At 62.8% G+C, this 20471-nt stretch carries 19 protein-coding genes; 13 read left to right on the top strand and 6 right to left on the bottom strand.

The features are described 5' to 3' along the window. The first annotated feature begins 48 nt into the window (after positions 1-48). From thiO to H289_RS0109980, 6 genes are read left to right on the top strand one after another with little or no spacing between them, the layout of a single operon-like run. Positions 49-1071, top strand: a complete 1023-nt coding sequence (thiO, locus tag H289_RS0110005) for a glycine oxidase ThiO (protein WP_502685699.1) — start codon at positions 49-51, stop codon at positions 1069-1071. Then, positions 1065-1262 (top strand): sulfur carrier protein ThiS, encoded by a 198-nt coding sequence (gene thiS, locus H289_RS0110000; protein ID WP_020100644.1) that lies wholly within the window; start codon positions 1065-1067, stop codon positions 1260-1262. Before thiO ends, thiS begins: the two co-directional genes overlap by 7 nt. Before the next feature lie 22 nt (positions 1263-1284). Beyond that, a complete protein-coding gene (locus H289_RS0109995; protein WP_263863807.1) occupies positions 1285-2028 on the top strand; it encodes a thiazole synthase in 744 nt (247 codons plus the stop codon). Beyond that, positions 2025-2795 carry an SGNH/GDSL hydrolase family protein gene (locus H289_RS0109990; RefSeq protein ID WP_020100642.1) on the top strand — a complete coding sequence of 257 codons (771 nt, stop codon included), beginning with the start codon at positions 2025-2027 and terminating at the stop codon, positions 2793-2795. Before H289_RS0109995 ends, H289_RS0109990 begins: the two co-directional genes overlap by 4 nt. Before the next feature lie 34 nt (positions 2796-2829). Continuing rightward, positions 2830-3738: an ABC transporter ATP-binding protein gene (locus H289_RS0109985; protein ID WP_020100641.1), complete on the top strand. Its 909-nt coding sequence runs from the start codon at positions 2830-2832 to the stop codon at positions 3736-3738. Continuing rightward, positions 3735-4478: an ABC transporter permease gene (locus H289_RS0109980; RefSeq protein ID WP_020100640.1), complete on the top strand. Its 744-nt coding sequence runs from the start codon at positions 3735-3737 to the stop codon at positions 4476-4478. The genes H289_RS0109985 and H289_RS0109980 overlap by 4 nt, the downstream gene beginning before the upstream one ends. Before the next feature lie 1640 nt (positions 4479-6118). Here the strand turns inward: H289_RS0109980 and H289_RS32930 are convergent. Continuing rightward, a complete protein-coding gene (locus tag H289_RS32930; protein WP_155944098.1) occupies positions 6119-6286 on the bottom strand; it encodes a hypothetical protein in 168 nt (55 codons plus the stop codon). Positions 6287-6442: 156 nt separating this feature from the next. Here H289_RS32930 and H289_RS0109965 point away from each other — a divergent pair, with 156 nt between their 5' ends. The 4 genes from H289_RS0109965 (at position 6443) to H289_RS0109950 (ending at position 11083) form a co-directional block, all read left to right on the top strand. Beyond that, on the top strand, positions 6443-6994 hold the full coding sequence (locus H289_RS0109965; RefSeq protein ID WP_020100637.1) for a hypothetical protein: 552 nt from the start codon (positions 6443-6445) through the stop codon (positions 6992-6994). Then, the gene (locus H289_RS0109960) at positions 6991-8124 is read left to right on the top strand and encodes an HTTM domain-containing protein (protein WP_020100636.1); all 1134 of its coding nucleotides are present in this window, start codon (positions 6991-6993) and stop codon (positions 8122-8124) included. The genes H289_RS0109965 and H289_RS0109960 overlap by 4 nt, the downstream gene beginning before the upstream one ends. Before the next feature lie 808 nt (positions 8125-8932). Then, entirely contained in the window at positions 8933-9772 is an 840-nt protein-coding gene (locus H289_RS30280; protein ID WP_020100635.1) for a glycosyltransferase family 2 protein, read from the top strand. Positions 9773-10048: 276 nt separating this feature from the next. Continuing rightward, the gene (locus H289_RS0109950) at positions 10049-11083 is read left to right on the top strand and encodes an SGNH hydrolase domain-containing protein (RefSeq protein WP_155944097.1); all 1035 of its coding nucleotides are present in this window, start codon (positions 10049-10051) and stop codon (positions 11081-11083) included. Positions 11084-11101: 18 nt separating this feature from the next. Here H289_RS0109950 and H289_RS30275 read toward each other — a convergent pair whose 3' ends face one another. Continuing rightward, complete coding sequence (locus H289_RS30275) at positions 11102-12223, bottom strand: acyltransferase family protein (RefSeq protein WP_177127414.1); 1122 nt, start codon at positions 12221-12223, stop codon at positions 11102-11104. A 273-nt stretch (positions 12224-12496) separates the two neighbouring features. Here H289_RS30275 and H289_RS30270 point away from each other — a divergent pair, with 273 nt between their 5' ends. Then, a complete protein-coding gene (locus H289_RS30270; protein WP_020100632.1) occupies positions 12497-13327 on the top strand; it encodes a polysaccharide deacetylase family protein in 831 nt (276 codons plus the stop codon). Positions 13328-13331: 4 nt separating this feature from the next. Continuing rightward, positions 13332-14078, top strand: coding sequence for a class I SAM-dependent methyltransferase (locus H289_RS0109935; RefSeq protein WP_020100631.1), 747 nt, complete (start codon positions 13332-13334; stop codon positions 14076-14078). A gap of 21 nt (positions 14079-14099) precedes the next feature. Here the strand turns inward: H289_RS0109935 and H289_RS0109930 are convergent, their stop codons facing one another. Beyond that, positions 14100-15215, bottom strand: a complete 1116-nt coding sequence (locus tag H289_RS0109930; protein WP_029105042.1) for a glycosyltransferase family 4 protein — start codon at positions 15213-15215, stop codon at positions 14100-14102. Between the two features lie 313 nt (positions 15216-15528). Between H289_RS0109930 and H289_RS30265 the strand changes: the two genes are divergently transcribed. Next, positions 15529-16356 carry a class I SAM-dependent methyltransferase gene (locus tag H289_RS30265; RefSeq protein ID WP_020100629.1) on the top strand — a complete coding sequence of 276 codons (828 nt, stop codon included), beginning with the start codon at positions 15529-15531 and terminating at the stop codon, positions 16354-16356. A gap of 30 nt (positions 16357-16386) precedes the next feature. Here the strand turns inward: H289_RS30265 and H289_RS30260 are convergent, their stop codons facing one another. The 3 genes from H289_RS30260 to H289_RS31790 all read right to left on the bottom strand — a co-directional run bounded on the left by H289_RS30260 (position 16387) and on the right by H289_RS31790 (position 20470). After that, complete coding sequence (locus H289_RS30260; RefSeq protein WP_020100628.1) at positions 16387-17238, bottom strand: glycoside hydrolase family 16 protein; 852 nt, start codon at positions 17236-17238, stop codon at positions 16387-16389. Between the two features lie 156 nt (positions 17239-17394). Then, positions 17395-19452, bottom strand: coding sequence for a hypothetical protein (locus H289_RS30255; RefSeq protein ID WP_155944096.1), 2058 nt, complete (start codon positions 19450-19452; stop codon positions 17395-17397). Between the two features lie 100 nt (positions 19453-19552). After that, the gene (locus tag H289_RS31790) at positions 19553-20470 is read right to left on the bottom strand and encodes a pentapeptide repeat-containing protein (protein WP_020100625.1); all 918 of its coding nucleotides are present in this window, start codon (positions 20468-20470) and stop codon (positions 19553-19555) included. Between the last annotated feature and the right edge of the window lies 1 nt (position 20471).

Below are 20471 nucleotides of genomic sequence, written 5' to 3'. Positions count from 1 at the left end.
CCTTACCGTCACACCTGATCCGGATCATGCCGGCGAAGGGAGGAAGGGATCGTGCCGTCGAGCATTGCCGTCATTGGAGGCGGCGTCATCGGCCTCGCTGTGGCCCGGCGCGCCGCGCTGGACGGCTGGTCCGTGCGCGTGCACCGGACCGACGACCCCGGTGCGTCGTGGGTGGCCGGCGGCATGCTCGCACCGCACTCCGAGGGCTGGCCGGGGGAGCAGGACCAGCTGCAGCTGGGACTGGACTCACTGGCGTTGTGGCACGACGGCTTTCTCGACGGCCTGCCCGACGACGTGGTGACGGCGCGCGACTCGCTGGTGGTGGCGGTCGACCGGGCGGACGCGAGCGACGTGCGTACCGTCGCCGACTGGCTGGCGGCGCAGGGGCATCCCGTCACGGCAACCACCGCCGCCCGTGACGTCGAACCCCTGCTGGCGCAGGGGATTCGGCATGGCTTCCGGGCGGAGACCGAACTGGCCGTCGACAACCGGTTGGTGGTCGAGGGGCTGATCGCGCACTGCGACCGCCTGGGTGTGCAATGGGCCGGGCCGGTCGCGTCACTGGACGAGACGCGCGACGCCGACATCACCGTGCTGGCCAACGGCATCGACGCACCGGCACTGTGGCCCGGCCTGCCGGTGCGTCCGGTGAAGGGCGAGATTCTGCGGCTGCGGTGGCGCAAGGGCTGTATGCCGGTGCCGCAGCGGGTGATTCGCGCTCGGGTGCACGGCCGGCAGGTATATCTGGTGCCCCGTGCGGACGGTGTGGTCGCGGGTGCCACGCAGTACGAGCACGGCCGCGACACCGCGCCTTCGGTCACCGGCGTGCGGGACATTCTTGATGACGCCTGCGCGGTGATACCCGCGCTCGGCGAATACGAACTGGCCGAATGCGCTGCGGGACTGCGGCCGATGACCCCGGACGGCCTGCCGATCGTGGGCTGGCTCGATGACCGCACCCTGGCGGCCACCGGTCACGGGCGCAACGGTTTTCTGCTGTCCGCGTGGACCGCACAACGGGTTTCGGAACTGCTGGCCGGCGATGCGAGAGAGAAGGTGGCACTGTGCTGATCACGGTCAACAACGAGAGCGTGGAGATTCGCGAGGGCACCACGGTAGCCGAATTGATTGGCACACTGGGCTTTCCGGACAAGGGCATCGCCGTCGCCGTCGACTGGACGGTGCTGCCGCGGTCGGAATGGGACGACGTCCTGGCAGAGGGCGCCAAGATCGAGGTCGTGACGGCGGTGCAAGGTGGCTGAGGTCTGTACGTCGGCCGACGTCTTGCGCATCGCCGACCGGGAATTCGCATCCCGGCTCATCATGGGTACCGGCGGTGCGGCGAATCTGTCGATCTTGGAGGAGGCGCTCGTCGCCTCGGGTACCGAGCTGACCACGGTCGCGATGCGGCGCGTCGACGCCGAAACCGGTACCGGTGTACTCGATCTGCTGAACAAGCTCGGCATCGCGGCACTGCCCAACACCGCCGGCTGTCGTGGTGCGGCCGAAGCGGTACTGACGGCGCAGCTGGCGCGCGAGGCGTTGCAGACCAACTGGGTGAAACTCGAAGTGATCGCCGACGAGCGCACCCTGTTGCCCGACGCCATCGAATTGGTGCGCGCCGCAGAACAATTGGTGGACGACGGCTTCATCGTCCTGCCCTACACCAACGACGACCCGGTGTTGGCGCGGCGACTGGAGGACACCGGCTGCGCGGCGGTCATGCCGTTGGGCGCGCCGATCGGCACCGGGCTGGGTATCTCCAACCCGCACAACATCGAGATGATCGTCGCGGCCGCCGGGGTGCCGGTGGTGCTCGACGCCGGCATCGGCACGGCAAGTGATGCCGCCCTGGCCATGGAACTGGGTTGTGACGCAGTGCTTCTCGCGACCGCGGTGACCCGGGCCGCCGATCCCCCGATGATGGCCGCCGCCATGGCCGCCGCGGTCACCGCGGGCCGGCTGGCGTCGCGTGCCGGTCGCGTGCCCAAGCGGTTCTGGGCACAGGCATCCAGCCCGGCGCTATGACCGCGCGGTACGTCGCCCTCGGTAGTTCGATGGCCGCCGGACCCGGCATCGCGCCGGGCGCTCCCGGGGCACCGAAGCGATCCGGCAGGTCGGCGGTCAACTACCCGCACCTGGTCGCCGACCGCCTCGGTTACGACCTTGTCGACGTGACGTTTTCGGGTGCCACCACCGCCCACGTGCTCACAGAACGGCAGTTCGGCGAGCCGCCGCAGGTGGACGCGCTCGTCGGATCGGAGTCGTTGGTCACCATCACCATCGGCGGCAACGACGCCGGCTACGTGCCGATGCTCGGGGCCGCCTGCCTGCCCCGGTTCCTGCGGTCGGTGCCCCTCATCGGTGCGTTGCTGCGCGGGCAACTCGATGCGACGGCGCGGGACCAGGCCCTCGAAGCCGTGGGTGAGTCGTTGAAAACCGTTGGGCGAGAAGTACGTCGACGTGCACCGCAGGCCCGGGTGCTGTTCGTCGACTACCTGACGCTGCTGCCGCCGGCCGGTGTGCCTGCGCCACCCATCGGTGCGGCCGATGCCGATCTGGGCCGGCACATCGCCGCCCGGCTGGCTGAGCTGACGGCCGTCGCCGCCGCGGACACGGGATGTGAACTGGTGCCGGTCGCCGATGCCAGCCGCGACCACCACGCGTGGTCGGCCGATCCCTGGACCACGGCGTTCCACCTGCCGCTGCCGGGCCGGGTGGCGCCGCTACATCCCAATGCCGCGGGTATGCGCGCCGTCGCGCAGATGGTGATCGAACGCGTATCGTGCGCCTGATGGCGGTGCCATCAGGCAAGGGGGTTGTCCGGCGATGATCCAGCTGACGGGATTGACAAAGGTTTTCGGGCGCAAGCGTGCCGTCGATGATTTGACCTGTTCCGTCGAGCCTGGTTTCGTCACCGGTTTCCTCGGGCCGAACGGCGCCGGCAAGTCCACCACGATGCGCATGATCGTCGGGCTGGACAGACCGACCTCCGGCACCGCGACGGTGCTCGGCAAGACTTATCAGGACCTGAAGCATCCGCTGCGCAGCGTCGGTGCTCTGCTCGATGCCCGGCAGGTGCATCCCAACCGCACGGCGCGCGCTCACCTGCGGTGGCTGGCCGCCAGCAACAAGCTGCCGAAGGCCCGCGTCGATGAAGTACTGAACATCGTCGGATTGACCGATGTCGCGGGTAAACAGGCCGGCACATTCTCGCTCGGGATGTCGCAGCGGTTGGGCATCGCCGTGGCGCTGTTGGGTGATCCCGAAGTGCTGCTGTTCGACGAACCGGTGAACGGGCTGGACCCCGAGGGCATCAGGTGGATTCGGACGCTCATGCGCGACTTGGCATCTGAGGGCCGGACGGTGTTGGTGTCCAGTCATCTGCTGGCCGAGATGGCGAACACCGCGGACCGGCTGCTGGTGATCGGGCGTGGACAGTTGATCAGCTCGAGCACCATGGCGGAGTTCCTGACCAGCTCCGGGAGCGACACCATCCGGGTGCGTAGCCCCCAGCTGGAGCGTCTTCAAGAGTTGCTGACGGCGCAGGACGCGTCGGCGCAATTGGCGGACGGCGTGCTGCTGGTTCGCGGAATCTCGACGGAGCAGGTGGGGGAGTTGGCTGCCGGCCACGGAATCGTGCTGCACGAACTGGCCGCCCAGCAGGCCTCGTTGGAGGAGGCGTACATGCGACTGACCGACGACGCCGTCGACTACCGGGCAGTGGGTGCGCCATGACCATCAACGCCGAACGGATCAAGCTGCAGACCACGCGATCGCCGATCTGGCTCATCCTGGCGGTGGTGGTTCTGGGGCTGGGTTTCGCCGCGATCCAGGCGGCCGCGCTGGGTCCCCACGGGGTGCTCAAGCCGGAGCGGGCGGCCATCGGCGTCAGTGTCTTCGGGGTGCCGGTGCTGATGATCCTGTCCGCGATGTCGGTCACCGGTGAATACCGCTCCGGCATGATCCGCACGACGTTCCTGGCCACCCCGAACAGGGCGTGGGCGCTGGCAGCGAAAGCGATTGTGATGGCGGTGCTTTCCGCTGTCGTCACCGCGCTCATGGTGGCGGGTTCGATCGCGTTCGCGGCGTCATTGGTGACCGCCGAGCAGGGGGATGAGTTGTCCTTCGCGAGCACCGAGGTGTGGCGCGCCATCGGCGCAATGTCCCTGTATGCCGTGCTGGGAGCGGTTCTGGCGGTCGGTCTGGGTGGCTTGTTGCGGCACGCCGCGGCGGTGGTCGCGGTGGTGTTGCTGATGCCGTTCGTCGTGGAGCCGGTGCTCGGTGCGCTGCCTCAGGTCGGTGCACGAGTCGGGCCGTGGCTGCCCTTCGGGAACGCGTACACCTTCACCAAGACCCCCTGGTTCCAGACGTTCTCGTTGTGGTGGGGACCGGCCGGCGCGGCCTTGTATTTCGCCGCGGTTGCGGCGGCGGTGTTCATGCTGGCGCTCGTGGTGGTCACCCGCCGCGATCCGTAGGCAACGGCCGATTTCAGCAAATTCTGTTTCTTGGTACGGCCCGTATCGGTTCATGGGCCGGGTCTGGGCGTTTGGCGCCTTGGGGCCGGAGGTCTTCCCGGCGTGGCGCGCGGTGGTGCCGGGGCCCGTATTCGAGTAGCTGATTTACGTAACAGCTGACTCCTCCGGGTTAATTTCTCGCGAACGGCAAACATTTACGCAATCAGGTCAATTATTGCCTCTAAGCCTGCGGTTTGAGCCGTGGTCGGGGTCGATCAAGATCGGCTGGGCGTCAGCATTGGCGAAGCTGAGGGATTGCTGAAAATATGTCTTTGGTGTTATTTAGGCCAAAAAACAAGCCATCTACCTGCTTATATGATGGAAAGTGAGTACAGAACATACTGCTCGTACGTTAATTATCTGTTGCTGTAAATTATTTTTGATTCTCGATCTTGATTAGTCGAGAGCGTTGAATTCGGCTCTGTTCGTAAGAAATATTCCACCATGGTAGATATCACATTGCTTTCTCAGCGAACGTTGACTATTGGCAAATGCAGGTCCAACATTGGAATTCCGGCGGCATCGGGGCAGCCGGAGAGGAGCCTGATGATGAGTGAAAAAGATTCAACTTCGGCGGGATCCAAGGTGCGGCCGACGTACCCGGTTCGTCGAGCGGGGGCCAGGCTGCTCGCCGGCTCTCTAGCAATCACCGCTGGCGTCTACTGCCAGCTGCCAACCAACGACTACAGAGTGGAGCTTGCATCAGTGGGCTACGGGACGGTCGGCGACCTTCCCTTGGCTCCGAGTACGACGAACGGCCAGTCGTCGTCGTCTAACGGTCAGTCGTCGAGTTCGAGTGGCCAGTCGTCGTCTTCGAACGGTCAGTCGTCGAGTTCGACTGGTTCGAGTGGTCAGTCGACGTCGTCGACCTCGACTGGCAGTACGTCTTCGAATGGTCAGTCGTCCAGCTCGAACGGTCAGTCGTCGTCTTCTAATGGTCAGTCGTCGAGTTCTAACGGTCAGTCGTCTTCGTCGACGTCGACTGGTAGTACGTCTTCGACTGGTCAGTCGTCGAGTTCGAATGGCCAGTCCTCCAGCTCCAACGGGCAGTCGACCACGACGGGCAATACTGGTCAGTCGACGACGAACGGTCAGTCGTCCAGCTCGAACGGTCAGTCGTCGTCTTCGAATGGTCAGTCGTCGAGTTCTAACGGTCAGTCGTCTTCGTCGACTTCGACTGGCAGTACGTCCTCGAATGGTCAGTCGTCGTCTTCGAATGGTCAGTCGTCCTCGTCGAACGGTCAGTCGTCGAGTTCTAACGGCCAGTCGTCGTCCTCGAACGGTCAGTCGTCTTCGTCGACTTCGACAGGCAGTACGTCTTCGAATGGTCAGTCGTCGAGTTCTAACGGTCAGTCGTCGTCCTCGAATGGTCAGTCGTCGAGTTCTAACGGCCAGTCGTCCAGCTCGAACGGCCAGTCGTCGAGTTCTAACGGTCAGTCGTCGTCGTCCAATGGTCAGTCGTCGAGTTCTAACGGCCAGTCGTCCAGCTCGAACGGCCAGTCCTCGTCGTCGAACGGTCAGTCGTCGAGTTCCAATGGTCAGTCGTCGTCCTCGAACGGCCAGTCGTCGAGTTCTAATGGCCAGTCGTCTTCGTCGAATGGTCAGTCGTCGTCCTCGAACGGCCAATCGTCGAACGGCAATTCGAATGGCAACTCGTCGAACGGCAACTCGAACGGCAACTCGTCAACCACCGGCCCGTCGACGACCACGGCGAGTTCGACTACGGCAAGTTCGACCACCGCGAGTTCGACCACGGCAAGTTCAACCACGGGAACCCCTGCACCTGGGGGCAACTTGTTCAGCTTCCTCTTCAGTCTCCTGCAGAGCATCCTGGACTTCGTGGTGAACGTCGGTAACGGCATCTTGGGCATCCTGACTGGCGGAAACGTCCAGATCTAAGGTTTGCCGGTTCTACGATGCTGAGAATGTCCCGTTCGCGACGTTTGGCAGAAAAGTCGCTGGGGCGGCACGCCTCCCGCAGGTCCAACCTGCGGGAGGCACTCGCCAGCTTCGGCATCATCATCGTGCTGATGGTGGCGGTGGTCTGGACCATCCCCGCCTCGCCCATCAAGGACGTGATGATGCCGGAGCTGCAGCCGATAGCGCGCTTCACCGGCCTGGACCAGACATGGGGAATGTTCTCCCCGAACCCGCCGCTGTCGGTGCCGGAAGTGGAAACGGCTGTGCTCTACGACAGTGGTGCGCGGCGGGTGTGGAAACTCGAAGGCGACCGGTCACTGGTGGGCCAGTTCTACTGGGACCGGTGGCGCAAGTTCAAAGAAGCATTGATCAATGAGCCGGTTACCCGTCCGGCATATGCGATGTGGGTCGTCCGGAAATTGATGCAGCCGGGGGAGCATCCGGTGGGCGTGACCATCTTTGCCGATAGCCGAAAGCTTCGGCCCCCGGGTTCCAATGCTCCAGAAGAGCATGAGCAGAAGATCTTGTACGACTGGAAGTTTGGGCCCGCGTCATGATCGCTCCGGTGGCAATGTTGCGTGAATCGGGCCGCAGCGCGGTGCAGGGTTGGCGGAACTTCTGGTTCAGTATGGAGCCTGCCTACACGCTGGGGATCATTCGGATTGCCTTCGGTGTCTTGGCTTTCCTATGGTCACTCGAGCTCGGGATGGACCTGTACGACAAGTTCAGCGTCAACGGCATTGTGCCGCAGCCACCGACGTACGAATTCCTGTGGGGCGTGTTCTACCGCTGGCCGGGCGACACGGCCTTGCTGGCCGGCTGGATCGTGCTGATGGTGGCGTCGCTGGTCATGATCGTCGGCTGGCACACCAAGTTGGCAACCTTCCTGGTGTTTCTGATGATCATGTCGTTCGAGCGCCGCAATCCCTGGATCTTCAACTCGGGAGACGGGTTGATCCGCATCCTGTCACTGTATTTGGCGCTGTCGCCATGCGGTGCGGCGCTGTCGCTGGACCAGCGTCGTCACTTCGGATCCTTCTGGTCCGCGCAGGACATCAAGGTGTGGCCGCTGCGCCTGATGCAGGTGCAGATATCGATCATCTACATCACCACGGTCATCGCGAAGCTCCACGGTGACACGTGGCAGAACGGCAGTGCCGTTTCGTACACGTTGCGACTCGACGACATGCTGCTGCTACCGAGCCCGGCGTGGGTGTCGACCAGCCCGCTGATCGGCAACGCAATGACGTGGGGCACCCTGCTGGTCGAGTTCTCCATCGGCGTTCTTGTATGGAACAAGCGTTGGCGCACAAGAGTTTTGATTGCGGGCGTGTTCCTGCATCTGACCATCCTCCTGACCATGGTCGTGGGATTCTTCTCGCTGGCCATATTCGTGCTGTACCTGTCGTTCGTGCCGTGGGAACGGTCGAAGGCGCTGGCGGACGAGGTGCACAGGCGGCTCAGTTCGGCGACGCAACGTGTCCTTCGCCGCAAGGTCGATGCCGGCGCGCCTGAGCCTGCTGGCAGTCCGCCGCCTGTGGTCGACGCTGCTGCATCAACGGAATCGATTGCGGGTGAAGGCGATAACGATTCCTCGCCTGGCGGCCGGCATGCCGCGGCTGACGCTACGGCCGCTCCTGATCGGGTCAACGGCAACGTGGTCCTCCCGGTCCCGCAGCGCGACTGATCGGTCCGCGCGCCTGCCGCAGCCGCAACAGCAGCAAACGTATGCAGCCAACCTGTCGGCCAGCTTTCTTGCCGTCGGGATGGTGGCGTGCGGCGCTGGTGGCGCGCTGAGCTTCGACCGTATCGCGAAGCCGGCTGTGGTTCGATTTCCGGCTCGTGACTTTTTGAATCCGGGGTAGTCCGAAGGTATGAATTTCTGTGACGCCGCAAATACAGCAAATGCGTAAATAGTTACATGCGGGCATCGCATTGTTGGTTCAGGGGTGGCGCGCGTTCGCGGAATCAACGCGAGGCGGGTGGTTCTGTGTTGGCTGCTGAAATGCATCCATGTAGTCAATTGAGCAATGAATACCTAGTCTGAAGTGCATAGATGATCGAATGTCCGGCCTTCGCCGGCGCGCGTTCATCGCCTGTCGGTCGATGAATTTTCCGAGTGAGACAAATTTCCGCCGAAACTTTTGCTTGTAATCCGATGTGATTTTGGCGGCCGCTTCATCCTCCTTTATTGATTGTCCCGGTTTTGGCAAACATTGACTTACTTGCATAAAAGGATCACCATAAAGTCACCGACTGCATCGGGGTGGTCGGAAAAAGAGGTCTCATGATGACTGAAATCGACTTCCTCTCATCGCTATTCGATGGGCGTGTGGTGGTCCCGGTCCGTCCTGTGGGTTTGGGGACTGAAACTGCATCTTCAGCTAACTCATGTGGAGTGGGAGTCTCTGCGGTCGGTCGCGCGGTTGTGGACCCGCACGGCCTGATGCACGCACCTCGGAACGTGTTCTCGCGACATCGGTCAGGAGATCTCGATGGATAACGTCAGCTGCATCCGCGACGCATCATCACCCCTGGCGGTTCGGCCGTCGGTCTCGGTCGTCATACCGGCGCTGAACGAAGAGAAGAACCTGCCGCACGTCGCGGCGCGGATGCCGTTCGACGTGGATGAGATCGTCTTCGTGAACGGACGGTCGATGGACAACACTGCCGCGGTGGCGCGTGAATTATGGCCTGGCGCCGTACATATCGATCAAACGCGGACCGGCAAGGGTAACGCGTTGGCGTGCGGTTTTGCCGCTGCGTCCGGCGACATCATCGTGATGCTCGACGCGGACGGCAGCACAGACCCGGCCGAGATTCCGAGCTATGTGGGTGCCTTAATCGCAGGAGCAGACTTCGCGAAGGGTTCGCGTTTCATCCAGGGCGGTGGGAGCGAGGACATCACCCGGTTCCGTCGTCTCGGCAACAAGGCACTCAATGGTCTGGTCAACCTGCTGTTCGGGACCAAGTACACCGATCTGTGCTACGGCTACAACGCATTCTGGCGTCGCTGCCTGGATTCAATGCAGTTGCCCAGTATCGCCGGCGAATGCGCGCAGTGGGGCGACGGTTTCGAGATCGAGACTCTCATCAACGTGCGCGTCGCCGACAGCAAGCTGAACGTGATCGAAGTCTGCAGCCACGAGTACAGCCGAATCCATGGGATCAGCAATCTCAATGCCGTATCTGACGGGTTGCGTGTGCTCAGCACAATCGGCTCGGAATTTCGTAACCGCCGCGCCACCCGTAGTTCCGTGCCTGCCGGGCATGCGCGATTGCAGGCGGTGCAGCCTCCCGACGCGGGCGATCTCGCCTTCGTCCGTGGTGCGTGAGGACGTCCACGCAGGCGCAGTCAGCGCCGAGGTCGAGAGCGCATTTTCGCCCACTTCCACCGCTGCTTCCCGGCATCGGTCGAGCGGTACCGGAGGCAGTCGCTGCACAAGGCACATTCTGAGCCTGCTCGGTAGTGTTCGTGGCAGGCGCGGTCATGTCCGCAAATGCAGACGCCGCTTTGCGCTGAATTCAAGGCACCCCCAACTCAAGGGAATCTTCGCTTCGGGCTCTGCGGCTGTCAAGATGGTGTGCGTCAGGACAAGTGATGACTACACGTGCATTTGTTGCTGCCCATCCGCATACGGGAGGACGGCGTGAGCAGGTCTGGTGCGGCAGGACGGGGCGGGCCGCTGTGTATCGCCTTCTTCGCCGTGATCATCGCGATTGCCGGCTGCGGTCACCCGGGTGGCAACGGTGAGAAACCTGCGTTGGAGTTCGACAGCGTGCCCGCAACCGAGGCCCAGGTCATCGCAGCGGTGAAAGAGGCGGAGACCTCGAAACACCTTCCGGCGTGGATCACGCCGAACGAACTCGTCAAGTCGGCAGAAGACGACAGCAGTTTGTGGGCGCTGCCTGACTGCAATCCCGACTACGAAGTCAGTTCGCTCACCGATATCAATCCGTGCACCGTAGGGGCACCGGCGGGCGCACATACGATGGTGGTGATCGGCGACTCGAATGCGTCGATGTGGGCACGTGGGCTGGACTACGTCGGCCGCAGGACGGACTGGCGAATCATCGTGCTGGCCAAGGACAACTGCGGGCCCGCAACCATGACGTACTACCAGTGGCAACTCAAGCGCGACTTGACGGAGTGCAACGCATGGCAGCAGTGGCGGATGGATCAGATCAAGTCGTTGAAACCCGACATGGTGGTGTTATCCGGCTGGTACGACGGCGACAAGGGGATCGCCGGTCCCACAAGAACGTTCACGCCGGAGATGTGGCGGGATGCCCTCGTCGCCACCGTCCAGCAGATACCGTCTGACGCCAAAACAGTGTTGCTCGGGGATATTCCGCATATCACTGAACCGGCAGGCGAATGCCTAGCCCAGAATTCCGGCGACATTTCACGGTGTGCACAGAAGGCGAGCGACGTGGTTCCGGTGTACGCGAATGATGCTCTCAGGGACGCAGCTGCTGCCACGGGCGCCTTGTACGTCGACGTGACCCGTTGGTTCTGTGCACAGACGTGCCCGGCGGTGATCGCGGGCGTTGTCGCGTACGCCGGCATCTACCACACCACACACGACTATGCCCGTTACCTTTCGGGCGTGCTGGAGGGCGCGTTGCGTCCGGCGATGGGGTGACCTGTGCCCGCTGCGGCGTCAGAAGAGCCTCAGCGGTAATCCTGCGTGGGACTGCTCCGCGAGTACCACCGCGAGGATCGCGAGGACGAAAACCGGGAAGATGCAGAGCGATAGGAATGGGCGAGTCGACAGGTAACGAGATTTCCACACGGGCTTCTCGATCGACACGTAGCTGATCGCCGCCAATAGCACTGCGGCGCCGGTCAAGCCGACGCGCGTGAGTGCAGAAAGCGGCGTGGTCGCATATTGTTCGGCGATCGTGAACAGCGGCCAATGAATCAGGTAGAGGCTGTACGACAATGAACCGATCCACTGGAAACAACGGGTGTGCAGCAGAGCCGCTACACCGCGAGGCCCCGGTGACGGGCCAGAGAGGATGGCCAGGGCGGTCCCGAGAGCCGGTACAGCGACGAGAGCCCCCGGAAAGTGCGTGCCAGGGTCGAATTTGATTGCGGCCCAAGTGATCAACCCAACTCCGAGCCATCCCGCGGTGCAAGCCGACTGGGCGCTGATCCGGGCTCGCACCCAAGGGCCGAGAAGAAAAGTCAGGCAACCGATGCCCAGCTCGCAAGCGCGTGTCGCGCTCGAGAAGAATGCCGCGGTCCCATTTGCGGCTGTCAGATGGATGGACCATACGTATGAGGCGGACGTTAGCGCGACCATGACCCCGAAGAGCGTGCTGGTGAAGCGGTGGCGGCCCAAACGGAACGCCATGAGGCACAACGCAGGAAAGACGATGTAGAACTGCTCCTCGACTGCGAGGGACCAGTAATTCTGCAGGGGAGATGGCGGAGTTCGTGCGAGGGCATAGTCGGTGCCGATGGAGATGAAATGGTAGTTCGCCGCGAAGAACGCGACTGATACCGCATCTCTTCCGGTCGCGAAACCTCGGATGAATCCGAGGACGCCGTAGGTGACGAGCACCGTCACCACAGCGACGACGCCGGCGGCCGGCAGAATCCGCCGCGCACGCCTGGCATAGAACCGCGCCAACAACGTGCGCGCGCCCGAATCGCTGTCGCGCACCAGCACTCCGGTGATGACGAAGCCTGAGATCACAAAGAAGATGTCGACACCGACGAAGCCGCCCGCGAGACCGGGAACGTGGGCATGGCTCAGGACGACCAGTGTCACCGCCACTGCACGCATCCCGTGGATGTCTTTGCGGAACGAGGAGGTGCCGGAGCCCGTCGCACGTTGAGCGGTCGAGTTCTGGGCCGGACTCGCGATAACCGGCACGGCTGCGGCCGACGGCCCTGCGCTGCGGCTTTCTCTCGGTGCCACAAGACCTCCCATCGTGGCCCGCGCCTGTTGACATGGCGCATCAATTGCCCGAGGCGGCGGTAGAAGCCATGCTGTCACGCTACGATCGCGCATGTATCCGAATTTGCTGGAGAGGTCCGGGGGTGAGCCGTGACGGTGATACCTATCCTGCTGTACCACTCGATCTCCGACGACCCGGCGCCCTGGATCGCGCCCTACTCGGTTTCGCCGACGGTGTTCGCTCACCACTTGGAGCTTGTTACCGAAAGCGGGCGGACCGCGTTGACGGTTTCCGACCTGACTGCTGCGCTGGCAGGACGGACGCGGCTACCACGACGACCGCTGGTCATCACCTTCGACGACGGATTCGCCGACTTCATCGGTGCGGCAGAGGCGATGGCTACGCACCGCCTGCCAAGCACGCTGTACGTGACGACGGGCGCGTTAGAGGGGCGTGCCCCACGGCCGTCGAAAATGGCTCTCCCGTCGGCTCCCATGCTGAGCTGGGCCCAGCTGAATCACCTGCTGCAACTCGATGTCGAGATCGGTGCGCACAGCCACACGCACCGTCAGCTCGACACCATGCGGGCCGGTGACGTCGCTGCGGAACTCCGGTACTCGAAAGAACTGCTCGAGCAGGCGTGTGGTCGAGCGATCCCGAGCTTCGCCTACCCACACGGGTTCCAGAGCGACCGGACGCGCAAGGTCGTTGCGGCAGCCGGCCACACCTCAGCGTGCGCGGTCATGAATGCGTTCAGTTCGGAGTCGGACAACATCTACGCACTCGCAAGATTGACAGTGAAAGCGACCACCACAACCGAAGAGCTGCAGGGCTGGCTGGCGGGATCAGGGGCGCGAACAGCTCCCTATCCGGAAAGAATTCAAACGACGCTGTGGCGTTGGAGCCGCCGTCTGAGTGGTCCGCTGTCGGGCCTTGCGGTGATCGATTCGCGGTCCGAACGCTCCGGCGGGGGACGGTGATCGGATGACGACCGACGGTCGGGTGACGGCAGTGCAGCGGGCCGGACACGCGCTTCGGCGAGTCCCGGCTGTGTATCGGTCGGCGGCGGTCGGGCTGCAGGCCGTCGGGAGGGTTCGCCGAGCCGGCCAGCTCAACCGCTACCTGCGGGATACGCCTGCTGACAAGCGGAAGTTGGCACTGGGCTCCGGTGCCATGACCTCGACCGGCTGGCTGTGCACCGATCTGGTTCCGGTGAAACCGTCGGTCATGTATCTCGACGCGGTGCGGCGGTGGCCCGTGCCGTCGGCGTCGTTTCGATATGTGCTGTGCGAGCATATGTTCGAGCAGGTGCCATATGACGCTGGACTACGTTTGCTCGCGGAAGCGCGGCGTGTGCTGCATCCGGCAGGAGTTCTGCGCATCTCTACACCCGACTTGGATGTTGTTCGCCTGCTGCCTGATTCGCAGGACCCAGACGTGCAAGAGTACGTCCGGTGGAGCAACCGCACTTTCGGTTCGCCTGCCGAACGAAAGGAAGAGGACAACCCCGTTCATGCCTTGAATCGCGTGATGAGGTCATGGGGCCACAGCTATCTTTATGACGAAACAACGCTCAGGCATGCGCTGCAGCTCACGGGGTTTCGGCAGATACGACGTTGCCTACCAAATGAATCCGAGCACGCGGAGTTGCTGGGCGGGGATCGCCACGCCACTTTGATCGGTGAACTCCCGAACCGCGTCGAGTCGCTGATTCTCGAAGCCACCGCCTGAATGGTTCGTCGGTATGGCGGTTCATCCGAGACCCGCGACTTCCAGGTACAGCCGGTGTAGCTCGTCCGCGCAGTCATTCCAGGTCGGTAGTGCGGGCGGATCAGACCGGGGCGTGGCGGCAACGGCCAGTGTGGCGGCCGCCAGCTGCGCTGGTGGCGCATCGAGCGGGATCGTCGTCACCAAACCCGCACGGCCGAGCTCCGAGAGCCCAGAGGTATCGGCGACGAGTGCAGGTGTGCCTGCGCCGACGGCTTCCATGATCGCGACTGGATGGGCCTCGCATTCGCTCATCAGGCAAACCACATCAGCGTCAGAGATGAGCTTGCCCATCGACGAACGGCGATCGGGACCAAACGAACAGATCGAAACACGTTCGGCGACATCGAGTTCCCCGGCCATTGTCCTCAGCCGCGATTCGTAGGGGCCGCTGCCGACGAGCACGAGTCGAGCGTCTGGAGCCTGATCCAGGATGTTCGGCAGTGCTCGCAGGATACGTTGGTGACCTTTGTGACGCTCAAGCCTGCCGACCGACAGGATCAAGGGGCTGCCCGTCATGCTTTCCGCCGTTGGGTCAACCGGCAAGGGCTCGCACCCGTTTCTGATCAGTCGAATCGTGTTCTCCTCGATACCAAGAACTTTCGCGAAGAGCCGACGCTCATACTCTGAAACCGCGGCGAACGCCGCAGCTGACCGAAGTAGCGGCGCCATCAGGCGCCATTGCAATGGACGAAGTGACGCGCGCAGGGCCGACGGGTGGCCGCCGGTGTGGAAAGTCAGTATGGAGCGGACACCGGCGCGACGGGTGGCCGCGAGCGCGGTTGGGGCGACGAGCGAATGCACGCCTTGCACATGGACGATGTCGTACTGGCCGTGCATCAGGTGTTGGTACAAGCCTGGGGAAAGGTAGTAGTCGCGGGACCGTGGGTACGCGGGGAAGCGTCGGATTCGGTAGCCGGACAGGCTGTCGTCAGCGAGTTGGTCCCCGATCGGGTCGGTCGTAACCACTGTTACTTCCAAACCGGCTGTCGCCAGTCGACGGGAGACCTCGTGAACGTGGGTCTCGATTCCGCCCATCAGCGGTAGGGCACGCGTGGTCACCATGCCGATTCGTAGTGGCGCCCGCGGATCGGAAGTCATTGAGCCCCTTTTCTGCAGGAGTGCTGCATGAGCCACGGGTGACCGATGTTTCCTGTCCGATGTTATCGGCCTCGGCCTGCTTCAGGAGTCGGACCGGACTGATGCGGGCGGAATTCTGGAACATCGATTCTGTCTGGCTAGTTGTTTGCTCATGATTCTTCCCTGAAGGGAGTGTGTCGCGGTAGGCTAATGCAGAAATTCTCCGATGGACCAGCTTTTTGGTGCTATGTCCTCGTCGTCAGCAAGGTCATTCAATCGTTGGCGATGTCCATAGATGGGTTAGCTAGATCGGTAAGGGGATGTTCGAGTGGTTATGCGAGTTGCCGACAAGGTCGATCAGGCGCTGCAGGGCAGACTCCGCCGCATCTTTTGGCGTGTTGGTGCGGGCGAGCCGATTCGTGAGCGTATCGAGGACGCGCGTCTCCGGAAGCGCAATCCCTTTGCGATGGAAATCTCCTACGGGCGGGACGATGCAAGCGTGCTCGCAGCGTTGTGCGAATTGCATGGCAGCGACAAGGGCGAAGTGCAGAAGGGTGGCAAGGCCCGTCGGCGGAGCTGGCCGACCCATACCTACACCGACTTCTACGAAATGCTCTTCGGCCAGAAGCGCGAGGCCGTCCGTTCGGTCATCGAATGTGGGCTGGGTACAAACAACCCGAGTCGTGAGTCCAGCATGGGCGTCACCGGCACGCCGGGTGCCAGCCTCCGGGTCTGGCGCGAGTACTTCCCCCACGCTGATGTCGTCGGCATCGACATAGACAAGGACATCCTGTTCACCGAGGATCGGATCCGGACCTACTACTGCGACCAGACGGACGCCAGCAGCGTTCAGGAATTCAAGAGTGCCGCTGCCATCCCGGCCGGTTCGGTCGATGTCATCATCGATGACGGATTGCACAAGTTCCATGCCGGGAAATGCCTCTTTGAAAACACCTTTGATCTCTTGAAAGACGATGGCGTCTACATCATTGAAGACGTCACGCTGCGGGATCGTCAGGCCTACGACGAGTACTTTTCGGACTGCCGTCAGGACCTCGTCGTCCAAATCGTCAGGCTGCACCGCCCCGGTATCGCGCTCTGGGACAATTCTCTCATCGTCATCAGGAAGAAGTCATCAGCCTTGAATTCGCTTGGTGTGTAACGACTTCAGATCAGCTTGCATCGGCAGTGTTCACTGATAGACCTTGATCCAGTCAACGAGCATCTGCTTGGGCAGTACACCGGGTGCGAGTGCGCCGGCCCAATCGCCTCCGACGGCCAGGTTGAGGACGGCGAAGAACGGGGCGTCGTACACCCACTTCCAGCCCTGCCGCAGGTGGTTGGCGCTGAACGCCGCCACCTGATTGTCATCGATGCCCATGATCAATCGTTGTGACTGCTTGTACAGCCAGTACGTATGAAAGTCGCCGACCAGGTTGGGCGTCGATTTCGTCGACTGCAGCTGGACGTCGCCATCCGGTCCCGCTTGCTTTGGATCACCGGGCGGCCCGTGGATCGTGAAAAAGGCGGTTGAACCGTCGTTGACGAACTCCACGATGTCGATCTCCCCGCACGCCGGCCAGCCGGCACTGCGCAGAGAACTTCCGAGCATCCAGAATGCCGGGTGAAGACCCTGCCCCGCAGGCATTTTGATGCGGGCCGCGATCAACCCGTCCGTCAGCTGAACCTTGCCTTCCGTGTTCACTCGACCGGATGTCACGTGCCCATCCGTCGTGGTCGCCTCCAGCACGAGGTGGCCCTGGCCGTCCTGACGGACGTTGGCGGGGTCGGTCGTATATGCCTGCGTCTCTTTGCCGTATCCCCATCGGTTGCCCACATCGGTGTTCCACACCCGTGGATCCGGTGGAGCGTTCGTTGGTCCGTCGAAATTGTCCTCGGTGGATAGCTTGAGCATCGGCAGGAGGCTCGACAGCGTTGTGGTGTTGATCGGATTGGTGGTATTCGGGTCGCTGGGTGCTGAATCGGCCAGGCACGAGGACGTCAGCATGGTCACCATGGCGAGCACCAGAACGCGAAAGAGCATCGGCGTCTCCTGCCGTCTAGTGTCCGACGATGGTGTCGTAGATGCCGAGCGCTACGAAACCCACAACCAACAGCCACATGAGAACTGTTGATACCAAGGCGGTTCTCGAAATTCTGCCACTCATCGATGACTCCTTGTGCGTCTCGGCGGACACGCTCACCTGCGCGGCGGGGCGTATTTGAATGCCAACGTATCTTCGTCTTCGATCACCCGAGTCCAGTTCGGTCGTTGGGAAAGTTGTTCGACGAGGCTTTCGAGCGCGCCAGGAGGGAAGAGACCGATGTACGCGTTGTAGGCCCAAACCTGTTCGGGCAGAACAATGTAGAGCGCACCGTTTGTGGGTACTGCCTCGAGATTGTCGATTGCCTCCGGAGTCGGTTGGCCCTTGAGCAGTGAAGTCCGGAGGTCGTCCAGCGGATTGTCGTAATTGCCTTGTGCCAGTGCGAACCTGACGTAGTCCGCGCTGCTGCGCTCCGGCCAGCCTGCGGGCGGCGCCATGACTGTAACGGTGATGCCGGGTTCATTCCGAGCGAGTAGTTCGCGGCTCTGTTCCAGCTGGTGGCGGGTGATGGTGATGTACGTCCAGCTGCCGTAGTAGCCCTGCATGCCGGCTGCTGCTGCAATGGTCATTGCCAGCCATGCCAGGATCAGCACACCTATTCGCTGCGGCGGCCGATAGTCCAGCGCTCTGGTGATGAACGGTGCGACCAATGCGCAAGAACCCAACAATGAGTAGAGGAACACCCGGAGAATCGCTTCGCCGCCGTAGTTGAGTCCCAAGATCAAGGCGAGGGGCGAAAACGCGACCAGGGCCAACTCCCACGGCGGACGGCCGCGCCGCCAGATCAGCACGAAGCAGACGGCGGCACCCACCCAGACCGACATCGACAGGCCCTGCTCGATGATCACGCTGAATACACGCCCATCTGAACCACGCCCCTGCCCAACGGCTTTGGTGTTGTTGAACGGGTTGAAGCTGGCGAGGCCACCATTCTGGAGGATCACGTGGTGCCGAGGTATCAAGTACGCCGCCAAGATGGCGAGGTAGACGAGCGCGAGCCATCGGGGCCGCAATTGTTTGAGCACCGCAAGAGCAACCGTCACGGCCACCACCCACAGCGGCGTGAGTTGATGGGTGGGCACCAGTACCGCGAAGACGGGCACCGACACGTAACCGGCGGCGGGCAGGCTTCTGGAGCAGGACAGCAGCACGAGAACCGATGCGCACAGGACTATCGCAGTGGCTTGCGGCGAGTAGTAGTCCTGCCCAACCCAGTTGACGAGTAGCGCGAGCATCCCGGCAACCAACGCCGAGCGGATGCTGGCATTGAAACTCAATGCCAGCGCTGCCACCAGGACGATCAGCAGGGCGTCGCTGACGATGCCGAACCAGTGCGCGGTGACATCCAGGTCCGACTTCGTGATCGAACTGAACCACGCCATTCCTGCGAAAAAGCCCGGCCACTGGTTGTAGACGTCCACGCCCGTTGGCGGGAGCGCATGGTTCTTGAGTATGTAGTCGACAATCCCGATGTGCTTGTACGTCCACGTGTAGATGGGCACTTCCGTGATCATCGGAACGGTGACCCGATCCACGATGAGCGCGACGAGGATGGCGACGGCAGCCATGATTTCGCGATGCACCACGATCGCGACGACAAAGCCGGTGACGGTGAGGACGAGCGCGAGCAGGAGCAGCACGCCACTCTGGGAAAACAGGAGTCCCCACTGTCCTGCGGTCACGCGGCGTAAACCCGGTAGTGCCAGCGCCCAAATGCACAGCGCCACAATCAAGATCGATGGCACGACAAATGGGCCGGTGATCCCGCCCAGGCGCGGCGGCCGCACCGATTCGCCCAGCCCGAAGTTCACATTTTGAGCCGCAACGGTTTTCGATGGTGTCGGGATGTCGCTGTCGTTTCTCAGCTGCCACAGGCGCAGCAGACCGACCGCGGTGACCAGCACCGAGATCATCACACACGACGGAGTCGGCGCCCAGATTTTCAGCCAGTTCATCGAGGTCGCCAGCGCGATGACGCCGGCCATGCTCAGCCCTATCACGCCGGCGGTGGCCGCCGGTCCCGGCAGAGCCAGCCAGCACAGTGCCGCGCTCCCGATACCCGCCAAGGAGAAGACGGTGAGCAGCATCGCCTGTAGCACCGGAGCGGTCGGTATCGGCGACAGGGCTCCCGCGGCACCGGCAAGCACCGCCAATTGGGCCAGTATCTGCGGTTGGCGAGCCGCGGCCGGCATGGAGCGGTGTCGGCCCTGCCCCGGCCGCAACGACGGCCGGCGCATCTGGTCGGGTTCTGCGCTAACGGGAAGCCCCCTCTTCGCCCTCGAGGCACGGGCTGTCAGGGTTGCTGAACTTATCGGCGCGGACACAGCGCTTTTCGCGACTGGGCTGGGGTGAGAAGCCGGCGGGCCACTTCGTCGTGTTGTCGTAGTAGATGTCGTAGAGCATCGCGGCGTCGAGGTTCGACGCACCGGTGAGATCGGCGCCGGCGAGGTCGGCTCGGCTGAGGTTCACCTTCCCGTGAACGACGAAACCGACGTCGGGCGTGCCCTCCTGCGCAATCCATGTGCCGTTTGCGTCGCTGAAATCGATGCCGGTCAGCACGGCATTGCTCAGATTCGCCCCCGCCAGTTTTGCCCCGGCGAGGTTGGCCCCGCACAGCCGCGCGCCGTGTAGATCGGCGTTGGTTAGGTCAGTGTTGACCAGGCTGGCTTCGCTGAGATCGCCATCGACGAGGATCGCCTCGATCAGGGAGGCGCCGGCGAGGTCGACATTGGGTGTGAGCACGACACCGACGAGACGGCCGCCGTCCATGTTGGCCCGCGCGAAGTTCGTATTGGGCAGCTGCAGGAACGCTAGATTCTGCCCCGAGAGATTGATGCTCTCGAACGATTGTCGGACAGCGGCACTCAGATGACGCGACGGTGGGCACGGGACTCCGCCTGCGTTCGTCCCGCCGGTCTGAGCGGCGGCCGATTGCCGTTGCGAATTGGCGTATTCGCGGACGAACCGGAGGTTCTCGAGCACTTGGGCCTGGTTCTGGTCGGCTTCGTGCTGAACGTTGTCGCGGTCGGCCCGGCGATCATCGACGATCGCCATCGCGCCGACTACTGCCACCACGATGAAAAGTGCGGTGGCCGTGGCGGGGATCCACCACGGCGGATCCGGCTTCGTGAAGAAGCTCCACATCCGCCGGAGTGGATTGGGTTTGGTCACG

This window comes from Mycobacterium sp. 360MFTsu5.1 (assembly GCF_000383495.1).
In the GTDB taxonomy this organism is placed as follows: Bacteria; Actinomycetota; Actinomycetes; order Mycobacteriales; family Mycobacteriaceae; genus Mycobacterium; species Mycobacterium mucogenicum_B.
The sequence above is the reverse complement of the archived record's forward strand: the minus strand, read 5'-3'. Positions and strand labels throughout refer to the sequence as shown.

Coding starts and splice junctions, on each gene's coding strand:
- H289_RS0109990 (WP_020100642.1), top strand. CDS start 2,025: ATGACCGCGCGGTACGTCGCCCTCGGTAGTTCGATGGCCGCCGGACCC.
- H289_RS0109985 (WP_020100641.1), top strand. CDS start 2,830: ATGATCCAGCTGACGGGATTGACAAAGGTTTTCGGGCGCAAGCGTGCC.
- H289_RS0109980 (WP_020100640.1), top strand. CDS start 3,735: ATGACCATCAACGCCGAACGGATCAAGCTGCAGACCACGCGATCGCCG.
- H289_RS0109965 (WP_020100637.1), top strand. CDS start 6,443: ATGTCCCGTTCGCGACGTTTGGCAGAAAAGTCGCTGGGGCGGCACGCC.
- H289_RS0109960 (WP_020100636.1), top strand. CDS start 6,991: ATGATCGCTCCGGTGGCAATGTTGCGTGAATCGGGCCGCAGCGCGGTG.
- H289_RS30280 (WP_020100635.1), top strand. CDS start 8,933: ATGGATAACGTCAGCTGCATCCGCGACGCATCATCACCCCTGGCGGTT.
- H289_RS0109935 (WP_020100631.1), top strand. CDS start 13,332: ATGACGACCGACGGTCGGGTGACGGCAGTGCAGCGGGCCGGACACGCG.
- H289_RS0109930 (WP_029105042.1), bottom strand. CDS start 15,215: ATGACTTCCGATCCGCGGGCGCCACTACGAATCGGCATGGTGACCACG.
- H289_RS30265 (WP_020100629.1), top strand. CDS start 15,529: ATGCGAGTTGCCGACAAGGTCGATCAGGCGCTGCAGGGCAGACTCCGC.
- H289_RS30260 (WP_020100628.1), bottom strand. CDS start 17,238: ATGCTCTTTCGCGTTCTGGTGCTCGCCATGGTGACCATGCTGACGTCC.